Origin of the sequence: Variovorax sp. DAIF25, from assembly GCF_050711835.1 — a bacterium.
Classification (GTDB): domain Bacteria; phylum Pseudomonadota; class Gammaproteobacteria; order Burkholderiales; family Burkholderiaceae_C; genus Variovorax.
Map to the genome: position 1 here is coordinate 5,082,561 of NZ_CP136636.1, position 12,969 is coordinate 5,095,529.

Below are 12,969 nucleotides of genomic sequence, written 5' to 3' on the forward strand. Positions count from 1 at the left end.
AAAGCAAGACAGAGGCGGGCATGCTGGAAATCGACAAACTCAACGAACTCGCCGAAAGCCACGGCGAGCTGCGCCGCGGCAAGGGCATGGTCACGGGCACCATCGCCATCAGCCTCGCGGTGCTGTGCTTCCTCGGCGTGCTGGTGTTCCACTTCCCGCAGTACCTGAGCACGCCCGAGCTGCGCAAGAGCTACAACGTCGACCTCATGCGCTGGGTGCTGCTCGTCGCCATGGTGGTCTCGGGCGGCCTCTCGCTGGTCAACATCATCTTCAACCGCACGCGCTGGCTCTCGTCCTTCGCCTTCCTGCTGATCGTGCTGTCGGCCCTGCTCGGCGGCCACAAGGTCCCCGTCAACGACTTCGCCGACAACACCCCCTACATCGGCCTCGACTGGTTCATCCTCGACCTGCTCGGCTCCTCGCTGATCTTCATCTTCATCGAGAAGCTGTTCGCGCTGCGCAAGGACCAGCCCGTGTTCCGCGCCGAGTGGCAGACCGACTTCCACCACTTCGTGGTCAACCACATGATCGTGGGCTTCGTGCTGCTGGCCACCAACCTCATGGTGCACAAGCTGTTCGGCTGGGCCGCCAACGACGGCATCCGCGGCTGGGTCGGCAACCTGCCGTTCTGGGCCGGGCTGCTGCTGATCATCCTGGTGGCCGACCTGGTGCAGTACTGGACGCATCGCGCCTACCACGAGGTGCCCGTGCTGTGGCGGCTGCACGCGGTGCACCACAGCGTGAAGAGCATGGACTGGATGGCCGGCTCGCGCCAGCACATCCTCGAGCTGCTGATCACGCGCACCCTGGTGCTGGCGCCGATCTACGTGCTGGGCTTCAGCAAGGAAGTGATCGACGCCTACATCGTGGTGGTGGGCTTCCAGGCGGTGTTCAACCACTGCAACGTGAGCGTGCGGCTCGGCCCGCTGCGCTACGTGATCGTGACGCCCAACTTCCACCACTGGCACCACAGCCAGGACCAGGAAGCGCTCGACAAGAACTATGCGGCGCACTACGCCTTCCTCGACTACCTCTTCGGCACGGCCGTGAAGACCACCCGGCTCTGGCCCGAGAAGTACGGCGTGCTCGGCGACTACGTGCCGAACGGCTTCTTCAAGCAGTTGAAGTTCCCGTTCCTCTGGAAGGGCTGATGCGCGTGTTCCGCCAGACCTGCGCGGCCCTCGCTGCCGCGGGCGCCGCCCTGTTGCTCGGGGCCTGCGCCACCCGCCTCGACCTGCCCTCGCAAGACAGCGGCCTGCGCCTGCGGGTGCAGAGCTCGGTGATCGCGCCGGGCAACGGCGGCGAGCTGATCGCGGCCGATGCGCTGGAGCCCGGCGACATCCTGCTGACCTCGATCGCCACGGTGAACTCCTTCGGCATCCGGCTGGGCACCTTCTCGCCCGTGAGCCATGCGGTGCTCTACCTCGGCGACGGCCGGATCGCCGAGGCCGTCGGCACCGGCGTGCGCGCGCGGGCGCTGGCCGAGGTGGTCGACGAGGAGCAGATGGTGGTGGCCTTCCGCGTGCCCGGCGTCGACGCGGCCGGCGCCGAGCGCATGCGTGCCTGGGCGCTGTCGCAGGTCGGCGTGCGCTACAACACCGTGGGCGTGCTGCTCAACGCCCCCTTCGTGCTGAACCGCCGGCTGTGCGAGCTGCCGCTGATGCCGGGCGCGGTCAGCCACTACTGCATGAGCGGCATGGCCATGGTGCAGCTGGGCGCGAGCCGCGACGACCAGTTCTTCTGCTCGCAGTTCGTGCTCGAGGCCTACAACCAGGCCGGCCTGCCGATCACCAGCGCCGACCCGCGCTGGGTCAGCCCGGCCGACCTGCTGCACATGCGCGAGGGCGACGTGCCCTCGATCGCCGCCACCCAGCCGCTGCGCTACGTGGGCCACCTCAAGTACAACCCGCCGCCGGTGCTGGCGGCCGACGGGCCATGAGCGCCGCGCCGGGCCGCCCCAAGCAAGCTCGCACCGCAGTGCGAAGCACGGAGGTACTTCAGTGAGCGAAGTCTCGCGTTTCGACGCCGTGGTGATCGGCGCCGGCGCCGCCGGGCTGTTTTGCGCGGGCGTGGCGGGCCAGCGCGGGCTCCGCGTGCTGCTGCTCGACCACAGCGAGAAGGTGGGCGAGAAGATCCGCATCTCGGGCGGCGGCCGCGCCAACTTCACCAACCGCGACCTCGACGTGCGCGCGCCGCAGCGCCACTTCATCGGCGAGAACCCGAATTTCTGCCGCTCGGCGCTGTCGCGCTATGCGCCGCAGCAGTTCATCGAGCTGGTGCAGAAGCACGGCATCGCCTTCCACGAGAAGCACAAGGGGCAGCTGTTCTGCGACGGCTCCTCGCAGCAGATCGTCGACATGCTGCTGGCCGAATGCGCGGCCGGCGGGGTCGAGCGCTGGCAGCCCTGCCGCATCGGGCAGATCACGTTCTCGGCCGAAAATGCAGATGGGACGAGCGTCGGCAGCTATCGAATCGAGAGCAGCCGCGGCCCGATCGAGACGCCGAAGATCGTGGTCGCCACGGGCGGCCTGTCGATCCCGCAGATCGGCGCCAGCGACTTCGGCTACCGCATCGCCGAGCAGTTCGGCCTGCGCATGGTCGCGCCGCGCCCGGCGCTGGTGCCGCTGACCTTCGGCGGCGAGGCCTGGGCGCCCTATGCCGAACTGGCCGGGCTGGCGCTGCCGGTGCGCATCGAGACCGGGGCCAAGAAGGAAAAGATGGCCTTCCTGGAGGACCTGCTGTTCACCCACCGCGGCCTCTCGGGCCCGGCCGTGCTGCAGATCTCGAGCTACTGGAAGCCAGGCGCGCCGCTCACGCTGGATTTCGCGCCCGGCGTGGACGTGGCCGCGGCCTTCGCCGAGGCCAAGCTGCGCTCGAAGAAACGCATCGCCAACGAGCTCGCCGCCCTGGTGCCCTCGCGGCTGGCCGATGCCTGGGTCGGCCAGGACGGCGCGCTGCAGCGGCCGATCAACGAGGCCGCCGACCGCGCGCTGGCCGCGCTGGCCGAGCGCATCGCGCGCTGGCAGATCGTGCCCTCGGGCACCGAGGGCTACAAGAAGGCCGAGGTCACGGCCGGCGGCGTCGACACCCGGGACCTGTCGTCCCAGACGATGGAATCGAAGCAGCCGGGCCTGTATTTCATCGGCGAAGTGGTCGACGTGACCGGCTGGCTGGGCGGCTACAACTTCCAATGGGCATGGGCGAGTGCCCACGCCTGCGCAAACGCGCTATAATCGCCGGCTAACTTTGGCCTTCCCTCAACGGCCACACACTTTTTCTTGTTGAGGAACCCCGGCCTGGGGCTCTCGATCCTCCCCCGGCCAAATTTCAAATCAACGATTCCTGATGACCACCATCCGCGTTAAAGAAAACGAGCCCTTCGACGTCGCCCTGCGCCGCTTCAAGCGCACCATCGAAAAGCTCGGCCTGCTGACCGACCTGCGCGCCCGCGAGTTCTACGAAAAGCCGACCGCCGAGCGCAAGCGCAAGAAGGCAGCCGCCGTGAAGCGCCATTACAAGCGCGTTCGCAGCATGCAGCTGCCCAAGAAGCTGTACTGACGCACCCTGGCACCGGACACCGCGGCCGATTCGACAACACCGAACCCGCCGCCCTCCGCCCCGCCAACTGCCTTCCAGCCGCGCCAGGGAAACCTGCCGCGGCTTTGTTTTTTCCCGCAGGAGACCCCATGAGCCTCAAAGAACAGATCACCGAAGACATGAAGACCGCGATGCGCGCCAAGGACTCCGAGCGCCTGGGCACGATCCGGCTGCTGCTGGCCGCGCTCAAGCAGAAGGAAGTCGACGAGCGCATCGAGCTCGACGACGCCATGGTCGTGGCCATCGTCGACAAGCTGGTGAAGCAGCGCAAGGACTCGGTCACCGCCTTCACCCAGGGCGGCCGCATCGACCTGGCCGACAAGGAAGCCGCCGAGATCAAGGTGCTCGAGGTCTACCTGCCGCAGCGCCTGGGCGCCGACGAGATCGCCGCCGAGGTCAAGGCCATCGTGGCCGAGCTCGGCGCCGCGGGCCCGGGCGACATGGGCAAGGTGATGGGCGCGGTCAAGACGCGCCTGGCCGGCAAGGCCGACATGGGCCTGGTGAGCGCCGCGGTCAAGGCCGCGCTGACCGGCGCCTGATCGCCATGACCGCCGGCACCGAGACCGCCGCGATCCCGAAGGCCTGCGCCTGCCTGGTCGACGCGCGCGGCCGGCTGCTGGTGTTCCGCCATCCCGAGGACGGCAACATGCAGCTGCCCAAGGGCACCATCGAACCGGGCGAATCGCCCGAGTTCGCGGTGCGGCGCGAGCTGCTCGAGGAATCGGGCATCGACCATGCCGGCGCGCTGGTCTCGCTGGGCACCCTGCAGCGCGACTGCGAGGCCGGCGTCGAGGGCAACACCCACCGCCATCCGCAGCTGTGGCACCTGTTCCTGATCCACGCCGAAGGGCCGCTGCCCGAGCACTTCGACCACGTGGCCATGGGCAGCCCCGAGGAGGACGGCCTGGTGTTCTCGTTCAGCTGGCTGGCGCCCGAGGATCCGATCGACGGCTACGCCCTGCCCTACCGCCAGGCCATCGAGCGCGTGCGCGCCGCGCAGGCCCTGGCGGCGGCCCAGCCCGTCGCCGCGGGCTGAACGCCCCCCAGCGCGCTCACCCCATGGCCCGCACGGCCATGTAGGCACCCAGCAGCCCCAGCCCGATCAGGAAGCAGCGCCTGAACACCGGCACCGGCAGCCGCTGGCGCAGCCAGGTGCCCAGCACCATCCCCACGATCGCCGGCACCAGCATCAGCGCCGAGCCGCCGAGCACCGCCAGCGGATAGCCGCCGTTGCCCGCGAGCCCGATCGCGAGCACCACGGTCGAGGTGGTGAACGAGATGCCCATCGCCTGGATCAGCGCGTCGCGCTGGAAGCCCAGCGCCTGCAGGTAGGGCACGGCCGGCACCACGAACACCCCGGTCACGGCCGTCACCAGCCCGGTCGCGATGCCGACCAGCGGCCCGAGCCAGCGCTCGTGCGCGGGCGCCACCTTCAGCTGCCGTCCGGTCAGCCCCCACAGCGCATAGGCCACCAGCGCCACGCCAAGCGCCACCGAGGCCCAGGCCCCGGCCGGCACGCCCAGCCACCAGGCGCCGCCCAGCGTGCCCGCCACGATGCCGGCCTGCATGCCGCCGATGCGCCGCAGCACCGGCAGGAAAGTCGCGCGCGGCCCGGTCTGCCAGACGTTGGTGATCAGCGAGGGCACGATCAGCAGCGCCGCCGCCTGCACCGGGCGCATCCACAGCGCGAGCAGGCCCATCGACACCGTGGGCAGCCCGAGGCCGATCACGCCCTTGATCACGCCGGCCAGCAGGAAGACCGCCGCGGCGGCGAAGCCGTGCCCCGCGAGGCCGGCCAGTTCGTTCGAGAAGGAGGAAGACGTCATCGGCGCGCAGTCTGCCGGCCGCGGCGCCGGCCGGGAATCCGGCATTCGCGCAGCGAGCCTCAGGCACAGACTGAGGCCGGCGTGCTACCTTGCGGGCTCACCATGCGATTCGATCTCACCGACCTGCGGCTCTTCCTCCACGTCGTCGAGGCCGGCAGCCTGACCGCCGGCGCGCAGCGCTCGCACATGACGCTGGCCTCGGCCAGCCAGCGCGTGCGCGGCATGGAGGATGCGCTCGGCACCCCGCTGCTCACGCGCCATGCGCAAGGCGTGCGCCCCACCGAGGCCGGCCGCACCCTGCTGCACCATGCGCGCGTGGTGCTGCAGCAGATGGAGCGGCTGCGCGGCGAACTCGGCGAATACGGCCAGGGCCTCAAGGGCCATGTGCGCTTCCTCTGCGGCACCTCGGCGCTGACCGAGCACCTGCCCGAGGTGCTGGCGCGCTTCCTGGCCCAGCATCCGCGGGTATCGATCGACCTCGAGGAACGGCCCAGCCCCGACACCGTGGAGGCGCTGCGCGCCGGGCTGTGCGACATCGGCATCGTCTCCGACGCCATCGACACCGAGGGCCTCGAATGCCATCCGTTCCGGCGCGACGACCTGGTGCTGGTGATGCCGCGCGGCCATGCGCTGGCCGGGCGCCGGCGCGTGAAGCTGGCCGAGGTGGTCGACAGCGAGTTCGTCGGCCTGCCCGCCGACAGCGCGCTGCAGCAGCTCGTGACCATGCATGCGCGCGCGCTCGGGCGCCACCTGTCCTACCGGGTGCGGGTGCGCAACTTCGAGGCCGTGTGCCGCATGGTCGAGCAGGGCATCGGCGTGGGCATCCTGCCGCAGACCGCGGCCGCGCGCTGTGCGCGTTCGATGAAGATCGCGCGCGCCTCGCTGGCCGATGCCTGGGCCGAGCGCACGCTGATGGCCTGCGTGCGCAATTCGGAGGAGCTGCCGCTGAACGCGCGGCGCATGCTCGCCTACCTGCTGGAGCCGGTGGAGAAGTGTCTTAAGCCCCGCGCGTGACCGGCCGCCCTTGCGCCGCGCGCGCCGCCACGAAGGCCTCGAAAGCCTCGGCGCTGGTCTTGCGCGGGCGGTAGCCGAAGCGCTCCTTCAGCGCGGTGTTCGAGAGCACCGGCCGGTAGCGCAGGAAGTCGAGCTGCTCGGGCCCGTAGCGGCTCACGCCGAGCGCCGAGCCCACCGCCAGCGCCGTCTTCAGCACGCCCGCGGGAAAGTCGATGGTGCGCTTGCCCAGGCGCGCCGCGATCTCGTGGATCGGCAGCGCGCCATCGCCCGCGAGGTTGTAGCACCCGGCCGGCGCGCCGCCCTCGAGCGCATGGGCGATGGCGCCGGTCACGTCCTCGTCCCAGACGAAGACGAAGGGACTCGCGCTGCCACGGATCGCGATCAGCCGCCGCTTCTCGAACAGCGCCGTGATCTGGTTGTCGACGCGCTCGCCGAGGATGGTGCCGATGCGCAGCACCGTCTGCGCCAGCGAGGGATGGCGCGCGCGCCAGTCGGCCAGCAGCTCTTCGACCTGGCGCTTGTGGTCGGCATAGGCGAACACCGCGTTGCCGCGCAGCGGCTGGTGCTCATCGATCCAGGCCGGGTTGTCGGCGTGGTAGCCGTAGGCCGCGCCGCTCGATGACACCACGATGTGCGCAACCCGGTACATGGTGCAGGCCTTGAGCACGTTGCGCGTGCCGCCCACGTCGACCGAATGCTCGAAGTCGCGGTTCGAGTCCCTGCCCGGCGTGACGATCGAGGCCAGATGCACCACGGTGTCGATCGCATGGTCGGCGAAGGCCTTGCCGATGCCGGCCTCGCGCACGTCCTGCGCCAGGTAGGCCACGCCCGGCAGCCGGCACGCGGGCGGCACCTCGCGCACGTCGAGCGCCACCAGGCCCTCGAGCTGCCCGTGGCCGAGCCGCGGCGCGAGCGCGGCCAGCACGCCGCGGCCCAGGAAGCCGTCGGCGCCCGTCACCAGCACGCGGCGCGCGGCGGCGGTCATGGCGTCGCGGGCCGGCGGCCCCACCAGCTCGCGAGCGCGAGGCCCGCGATGATGTCCCAGAATCCCCAGACGCCGGCCACCACCGCCATGCCGCCGAGTCCGCCGAAGAAGCTGAAGATCAGCACCAGCCCGAGCCCCGCGTTGCGGATGCCGACCTCGATCGCCACCGCGCGCCGGTCGTAGTCGGCCAGCCCCGACAGCCGCGCGCAGAGGTAGCCGGTGCCGAAGGCCAGCGCGTCGTGCAGCACCACGGCCAGCAGCACCAGCCCCACGTAGTCGAGGAAGTAGCGCCAGTTGCCCGCGATCGCGCCGACGATGAAGGCGATCAGCGCGAGGAAGCTCAGGATCCGCGCCGGCTTCTTGATGCGCGCCGTGAGCCCCGGCAGCCGGTGCGCGCAGGCCACGCCGAGCACGAAGGGAATGCCGATGATCATCACGATGTGGCCCAGCATGTCGAGCGGATCGAGCGCGATGGTCTGGAGCAGCGGCGCGGCGGTCGGATGCAGCCCGCCCCAGAAGGCGAAGTTCAGCGGCATCAGCACGATCGACAGCGCGTTCGAGATCGCGGTCATCGACACCGACAGCGCCACGTTGCCGCCCGCGCGGTGCGTGAGGATCTGCGAGATGTTGCCCGGCGGGCAGCAGGCCACCAGGATCATGCCGAGCGCGATGCTCGGCGCAGGCTTCAGCAGCAACGTGAGCGCGAAGGTCACGGCCGGCAGCACGATGAACTGCGCGCCGATGCCCACCGCCATCGCGCCGGGCATGCGCGCCACGCGCTTGAAGTCCTCGATGCGCGTGTCGAGCGCGATGCCGAACATCAGGAAGCCCAGCACCACGTTGAGCAGCACCAGCGAGGCCGGATTGAAGTGCAGGCGGATCTCGTCGACGGGCAGCATGGGGCGCGTGTCCTTTTTTCGTCGGCTCAGGAAGGATCGGCCAGCGCCGCCGAGGCGGCGCGCACCGCGGCGCGGTAGGTGTCCTTGTGCACGTAATAGGCCATGCGCTCGAGCTGCAGGTACTTGTAGCCGCCCGACAGGTCGGGCGGCGGACCCTTGGCGGCCGCGCGCAGCGCCGCGGCCTTGGGCGAGCCCGCCGCCTGCGCGCGCAGGTAGCGCGCCACCAGCTCGGCCTGCTCGTAGCGCCCCTGCCAGCCGATGCCGCTGGCCTCGATCATGCCGAGCACCGCAAGGTTCTCGAAGCGCGGCGAGAAGATGTTGAGGTGCAGCCGCGGCGCCATGCCCTGCCAGTCGAGCAGCGCGCGGTCGATGAAGGGGTAGTGCAGCGCATAGCCGGTGGCGGTGAGGATCAGGTCGTAGTCGTGCGTGCCGCCGTCCTTGAAGTACACGGTGTGGCCGGCCAGCCGCTCGACGTCGGCGCGCACCGCGATGTCGCCATGGCCGATGTGGTGCAGGATCAGCGAATTGACGATCGGGTGCGACTCGTACATGCGGTAGTCGGGCTTCGGAAAGCCGAAGCGCGTGGGGTCGCCTGTGAACCACTGCAGCACCTTGGCGTCCAGCCGCTGCTTGAGCCATGGCGGCAGCGGCTTGCTGCCGCCGAGCGTGTCGGCCGGCTTGCCGAACACGTACTTGGGCACGAAGTAGTAGCCGCGCCGCACCGAGATGTCCACGCACTTCGCGTAGTGCACCGCATCGACCGCGATGTCGCAGCCCGAGTTGCCCGCGCCCACGATCAGCACCCGCTTGCCCTTGAAGATCTCGGCATGCTTGTAGTCGCTGGTGTGCAGCAGCTCGCCCTCGAAGTGGCCGTCGAAGCGCGGATGCTTGGGCTCGGACAGCGTACCGTTGGCGATCACCACGCCCTTGAATTCGAAGGTCTCCACGCCCTCCTCGCCATCGCCGTCGGCCGGGCCCACGCTGACCTGCCAGGTGGTGTCGGGTGCGTCCGAGGTCGGCTCCACGCGCAGCACGCGCGTGCCGAAGCGGTAGTGCTCGCGCAGCCCGAAACGCGTGGCGAAGTCGCTGAAGTAACGGCGCAGCTCGCGGTGGCTCGGGTAGTCGGCCACCGTGTCGGGCATCGGGAATTCGCTGAACTCGGTGGTCCTCTTGCTCGAGATCAGGTGCGCCGAGTGGTAGACCGTGGAGCGCGGGTTCGCGATGTCCCACAGCCCGCCCACGTCGCTGTGCGCCTCGAAACCCTGGAAGGGAATGCCGTGCTTCTGCAGGTTGCGGGCACCGGCGAGGCCCGAGGGGCCGGCGCCGATCAGCGCGATCTGTTCGTGGGTGGGCACTGTCACTGTCACGTTGGCGGCGAGCCTTCCTTCGGCGAGGGCGGTGATGAAAAGGGTGGCAGCCCGGGGATCGGCGTGGCGCCGGCCTCGCCCGCGCGCGGCTTGCGCGGCTGGCCGCGCAAGAGCCGGTCGTGCAGCGCCTCGGGCAGGCAAGCCAGCGCCTTCGAGAGCCAGCCGATGCGCCGCGGCAGCACGATGCGCTCGCGGCCCGCGGCCACCGCCGCGAGCGTGCGGCGCGCGGCCTCCTCGGGCTCGAGCAGCCCCGGCATCGCGAAGCGGTTGCCGGCGGTCAGCGCGGTGCGGATGTAGCCCGGGCTCACCGTGTGCACCCCGACGCCGCTGCCGCGCAACTCGGCGCGCAGGCTCTCGAGGTAGCGGATCAGCCCGGCCTTGCTCGCGCAGTAGGCGCCGTTGCCCGGCATGCCGCGCCAGCCCGCGATGCTGGCCATGCCGACCAGCGCGCCGCGCGCCTCGCCACGCATCGCGGCCACGAAGGGCTGGAAGGTGGTGGCGGCGCCCAGCAGGTTGATCTCGAGCATGCGGCGCAGCACCGCGAGGTCCTCGGCCTGCGCGGTGTCGAAGCCGCCGGCCACGCCCGCGTTGGCGATCACCAGGTCGGGCGTGCCGGCCCGGGCCATCCAGTCGGCGGCCATGGCCTGCATCGCCACCGTGTCGGCCACGTCGGGCGTGTAGACCGCGCAGCGATCGGGCGCCAGTGCCTCGAGCGCGCGCAGCCGTTCGCGGTCGAGCCCCACCAGTGCCACCTGCGTGCCGTCGGCGATCAGCCCGCGCGCCAAGGCCTGGCCCAGGCCGCCACAGGCGCCCGTCAGCACGGCATTGCGAAAGCGAGGGGGCATCGGGGAAGCGCGGCTCGAAAAAAGATGCGCCCCAATGTAGCGGCGCGTTTTGCCGCACCGCCCCGGCGTTTTCCCTTGCACGCCGGAAAGCGGGATCGGACAGCCGAACGCAGAAGAAAGCCAAAAGAGCGCAGAGGTCGCAGAAGAAACCAATAAAAGTTTTGGCTGTCCTTCTGCGGCTTCTGCGAACCTTCGCGTCTTCTGCGTTCGGCTGTCCGCTCCCCCGCCTCAAGCCTCGGCGGGAAACTCGATCTGGATCTTCACGTCCGTCGCCCGCCCCGCCGCGGCCTCCTCGAAGGCGCGGATGCCGTCCTCGAACGCGAAGGTGCGCGAGATGAAGGGCTTGACGTCGACCTGGCCCGAGGCGATCAGCGCGAGCGCGCGCGGGAAGATGTTGGCGTAGCGGAACACCGACTCGATGCGCAGCTCCTTCGCCTGGATCGCGACGATGTCGAAGGCCACCGGCGCCGGTGGAATGCCGACCAGCACCACGCAGCCGCCGGGGCAGGCGAGCTCGAAGATGCCCTCGAAGGCGCGCACGCTGCCGCTGGCCTCGAACACCGCGTTGACACCCCAGCCGTCGGTCAGCTCGCGCACCGCGTCCGCCAGCTTGCGCTCGCGGATGTTCACCGTGCTCACGGCCGGGTTGTCGGCGAACAGCGCGAGCTTCTCAGGCACCAGGTCTGCCAGGATCACGCGCGCCGCGCCGCCCGCGAGCGCGGCCAGCACGGTCATCGCGCCGATGGTGCCGGCGCCCACCACCACCGCCACGTCGCCGGGCTTGAGCGCGGCCTTCTTCGCGGCCTGCAGGCCGATCGCCAGCGGCTCGACGATCGCGCCCTCGGCGAAGCTCACGTTGTCGGGCAGGCGGAAGGTGAAGGCCGCGGGATGCACCACATAGGGCGTGAGGCAGCCGTGGATCGGCGGCGTGGCCCAGAAGCGCACGGCCGGGTCGAGGTTGTAGATGCCCTCGCGCACCGCGCGCGAGTCGAGCTGCGGAATGCCGGGCTCCATGCAGACCCGGTCGCCGGGCCGCAGGTGCGTGACCTCGGCGCCGACCTCGGCCACCGTGCCCGAGGCCTCGTGGCCGAGGATCATCGGCGCGTCGACCACGTAGGGCCCGATGCCGCCGTGCTGGTAGTAGTGGACGTCGCTGCCGCAGACGCCGACGGTGTGCATGCGGATCTTCACGTCGCGCGCACCGAAGGGCTGCGGCGGCAGCTCGATCTCGCGCAGCGCGAGTTCGTGGGCTTTCTCGAGGACAAGGGCTTTCATGGAGGACGGGTGTTTCTGAGAGGAAGTCGATGAAGGGGTTCAGTGCAGCGGCGCCACCGCGTCGCGCCGCAGCGAGGCGCCGGTCTGCGCGTCGAACAGGTGGAGCTGGGCCGCGTCGATGCCGAAGCGCACGCGCTCGCCGAGCCGCGGCGCGCGCGCCGAATGCACCAGCGCGGCGATCTCGCTGCCCGGGCCGTCGCCGATGCTCACGAGCACCTCGTTGCCCAGGTACTCCACCAGTTGCACCTCGCCCACGAAGGCGCCCGCGTCGTCGGGCAGCGCCAGCAGGTGGGCCGGCCGGATGCCGAGCGTGACGCGCTCGCGCCCCTCGAGCGCGAAGCGGCGCGCATCCACGCGCACCGTGCCGCCGTGCCCGCGCAGCACGGCACCGCCGTCGCCGTGCGCCACCGTCATCTCGAGCAGGTTCATCGGCGGCGTGCCGATGAAGCCGGCCACGAAGGCCGAGCGCGGGTTCTCGTAGATCTCGCGCGGCGAGCCCACCTGCTCGATGCGGCCGTCGCGCAGCAGCACGATGCGGTCGGCCAGGGTCATGGCCTCGTGCTGGTCGTGCGTGACGTAGACCGTGGTGGTGCGCAGCGTCTGGTGCAGCCGCGCGATCTCCACGCGCATGTGGTTGCGCAGCTTGGCGTCGAGGTTCGACAGCGGCTCGTCGAACAGGAACACCTTGGGCGTCTTGATCATCGCGCGCGCGATCGCCACGCGCTGCTGCTGGCCGCCCGAGAGCTCGGTCGGCCGGCGCTCGAGGTAGCGCTCCAGTCCCAGCGTGTCCGACACCTCCTTCACGCGGCGCGCGATCTCGCTCTTGGGCACCTTGAGGCGCTTGAGCCCGAAGGCGATGTTGTCGCGCACACTCATGTGCGGATAGAGCGCGTAGTTCTGGAACACCATCGCGATGCCGCGCTCCTGCGGCGGCAGGTCGTTGACGCGCGTGCCGCCGATCAGCAGCTCGCCGCCGCTGATGTCCTCCAGGCCCGCGAGCATGCGCAGGATGGTCGACTTGCCGCAGCCCGAGGGGCCGAGGAAGACGACGAACTCGTTGTCGCAGACGTCGAGGTCGAACTGGTGCACCACTTGCGTGTCGCCGTAGCGCTTGATGATCTTGTGACAGCTGATTGCGGACATGTTGTTGCTTCTCTCGGA

Annotated in this window: 14 protein-coding genes; 7 read left to right on the forward strand and 7 right to left on the reverse strand. The window is 70.3% G+C overall.

The features are described 5' to 3' along the window. Window positions 1–20: 20 nt before the first annotated feature. From R0232_RS23385 to R0232_RS23410, 6 genes are all read left to right on the forward strand, one after another. Window positions 21–1,151: a sterol desaturase family protein gene (locus R0232_RS23385; protein WP_203201933.1), complete on the forward strand. Its 1,131-nt coding sequence runs from the start codon at window positions 21–23 to the stop codon at window positions 1,149–1,151. Further along, window positions 1,151–1,939: a YaeF family permuted papain-like enzyme gene (locus R0232_RS23390; RefSeq protein WP_431509570.1), complete on the forward strand. Its 789-nt coding sequence runs from the start codon at window positions 1,151–1,153 to the stop codon at window positions 1,937–1,939. Before R0232_RS23385 ends, R0232_RS23390 begins: the two co-directional genes overlap by 1 nt. A gap of 61 nt (window positions 1,940–2,000) precedes the next feature. Beyond that, a complete protein-coding gene (locus tag R0232_RS23395) occupies window positions 2,001–3,233 on the forward strand; it encodes an NAD(P)/FAD-dependent oxidoreductase (protein WP_431509571.1) in 1,233 nt (410 codons plus the stop codon). Window positions 3,234–3,345: 112 nt separating this feature from the next. Further along, window positions 3,346–3,558: a 30S ribosomal protein S21 gene (gene rpsU / locus R0232_RS23400; RefSeq protein WP_007833691.1), complete on the forward strand. Its 213-nt coding sequence runs from the start codon at window positions 3,346–3,348 to the stop codon at window positions 3,556–3,558. Between the two features lie 128 nt (window positions 3,559–3,686). Continuing rightward, window positions 3,687–4,136 (forward strand): GatB/YqeY domain-containing protein, encoded by a 450-nt coding sequence (locus tag R0232_RS23405; protein ID WP_431509572.1) that lies wholly within the window; start codon window positions 3,687–3,689, stop codon window positions 4,134–4,136. Window positions 4,137–4,141: 5 nt separating this feature from the next. Continuing rightward, on the forward strand, window positions 4,142–4,633 hold the full coding sequence (locus R0232_RS23410) for an NUDIX domain-containing protein (protein ID WP_093339434.1): 492 nt from the start codon (window positions 4,142–4,144) through the stop codon (window positions 4,631–4,633). Window positions 4,634–4,649: 16 nt separating this feature from the next. On the opposite strand, the gene R0232_RS23415 is transcribed toward R0232_RS23410, so the two are convergent. Then, window positions 4,650–5,423, reverse strand: coding sequence for a sulfite exporter TauE/SafE family protein (locus R0232_RS23415; protein ID WP_431509573.1), 774 nt, complete (start codon window positions 5,421–5,423; stop codon window positions 4,650–4,652). Window positions 5,424–5,525: 102 nt separating this feature from the next. Here R0232_RS23415 and R0232_RS23420 point away from each other — a divergent pair, with 102 nt between their 5' ends. Continuing rightward, the gene (locus tag R0232_RS23420) at window positions 5,526–6,437 is read left to right on the forward strand and encodes a LysR family transcriptional regulator (protein WP_431509574.1); all 912 of its coding nucleotides are present in this window, start codon (window positions 5,526–5,528) and stop codon (window positions 6,435–6,437) included. Here R0232_RS23420 and R0232_RS23425 read toward each other — a convergent pair. The 6 genes from R0232_RS23425 to R0232_RS23450 all read right to left on the reverse strand — a co-directional run bounded on the left by R0232_RS23425 (window position 6,421) and on the right by R0232_RS23450 (window position 12,951). Continuing rightward, on the reverse strand, window positions 6,421–7,422 hold the full coding sequence (locus tag R0232_RS23425) for an NAD-dependent epimerase/dehydratase family protein (RefSeq protein WP_431509575.1): 1,002 nt from the start codon (window positions 7,420–7,422) through the stop codon (window positions 6,421–6,423). The genes R0232_RS23420 and R0232_RS23425 overlap by 17 nt on opposite strands. After that, window positions 7,419–8,321, reverse strand: coding sequence for a bile acid:sodium symporter family protein (locus tag R0232_RS23430; protein WP_413762920.1), 903 nt, complete (start codon window positions 8,319–8,321; stop codon window positions 7,419–7,421). Before R0232_RS23430 ends, R0232_RS23425 begins: the two co-directional genes overlap by 4 nt. A 26-nt stretch (window positions 8,322–8,347) precedes the next feature. Continuing rightward, complete coding sequence (locus R0232_RS23435) at window positions 8,348–9,688, reverse strand: flavin-containing monooxygenase (RefSeq protein ID WP_431509576.1); 1,341 nt, start codon at window positions 9,686–9,688, stop codon at window positions 8,348–8,350. Then, window positions 9,685–10,533: an SDR family oxidoreductase gene (locus tag R0232_RS23440; RefSeq protein ID WP_431509577.1), complete on the reverse strand. Its 849-nt coding sequence runs from the start codon at window positions 10,531–10,533 to the stop codon at window positions 9,685–9,687. The genes R0232_RS23435 and R0232_RS23440 overlap by 4 nt, the downstream gene beginning before the upstream one ends. A gap of 228 nt (window positions 10,534–10,761) precedes the next feature. Continuing rightward, the gene (locus tag R0232_RS23445) at window positions 10,762–11,808 is read right to left on the reverse strand and encodes an NAD(P)-dependent alcohol dehydrogenase (RefSeq protein ID WP_431509578.1); all 1,047 of its coding nucleotides are present in this window, start codon (window positions 11,806–11,808) and stop codon (window positions 10,762–10,764) included. Between the two features lie 39 nt (window positions 11,809–11,847). Beyond that, a complete protein-coding gene (locus tag R0232_RS23450) occupies window positions 11,848–12,951 on the reverse strand; it encodes an ABC transporter ATP-binding protein (protein ID WP_431509579.1) in 1,104 nt (367 codons plus the stop codon). Between the last annotated feature and the right edge of the window lie 18 nt (window positions 12,952–12,969).

Bases quoted from the DNA above. Each gene is read 5' to 3' on its own strand.
- R0232_RS23440 (WP_431509577.1), bottom strand. From the start codon at position 10,533: ATGCCCCCTCGCTTTCGCAATGCCGTGCTGACGGGCGCCTGTGGCGGC.
- R0232_RS23405 (WP_431509572.1), top strand. From the start codon at position 3,687: ATGAGCCTCAAAGAACAGATCACCGAAGACATGAAGACCGCGATGCGC.
- R0232_RS23430 (WP_413762920.1), bottom strand. From the start codon at position 8,321: ATGCTGCCCGTCGACGAGATCCGCCTGCACTTCAATCCGGCCTCGCTG.
- R0232_RS23425 (WP_431509575.1), bottom strand. From the start codon at position 7,422: ATGACCGCCGCCGCGCGCCGCGTGCTGGTGACGGGCGCCGACGGCTTC.
- R0232_RS23390 (WP_431509570.1), top strand. From the start codon at position 1,151: ATGCGCGTGTTCCGCCAGACCTGCGCGGCCCTCGCTGCCGCGGGCGCC.
- R0232_RS23450 (WP_431509579.1), bottom strand. From the start codon at position 12,951: ATGTCCGCAATCAGCTGTCACAAGATCATCAAGCGCTACGGCGACACG.
- R0232_RS23445 (WP_431509578.1), bottom strand. From the start codon at position 11,808: ATGAAAGCCCTTGTCCTCGAGAAAGCCCACGAACTCGCGCTGCGCGAG.
- R0232_RS23415 (WP_431509573.1), bottom strand. From the start codon at position 5,423: ATGACGTCTTCCTCCTTCTCGAACGAACTGGCCGGCCTCGCGGGGCAC.
- R0232_RS23410 (WP_093339434.1), top strand. From the start codon at position 4,142: ATGACCGCCGGCACCGAGACCGCCGCGATCCCGAAGGCCTGCGCCTGC.
- R0232_RS23420 (WP_431509574.1), top strand. From the start codon at position 5,526: ATGCGATTCGATCTCACCGACCTGCGGCTCTTCCTCCACGTCGTCGAG.
- R0232_RS23385 (WP_203201933.1), top strand. From the start codon at position 21: ATGCTGGAAATCGACAAACTCAACGAACTCGCCGAAAGCCACGGCGAG.
- rpsU (WP_007833691.1), top strand. From the start codon at position 3,346: ATGACCACCATCCGCGTTAAAGAAAACGAGCCCTTCGACGTCGCCCTG.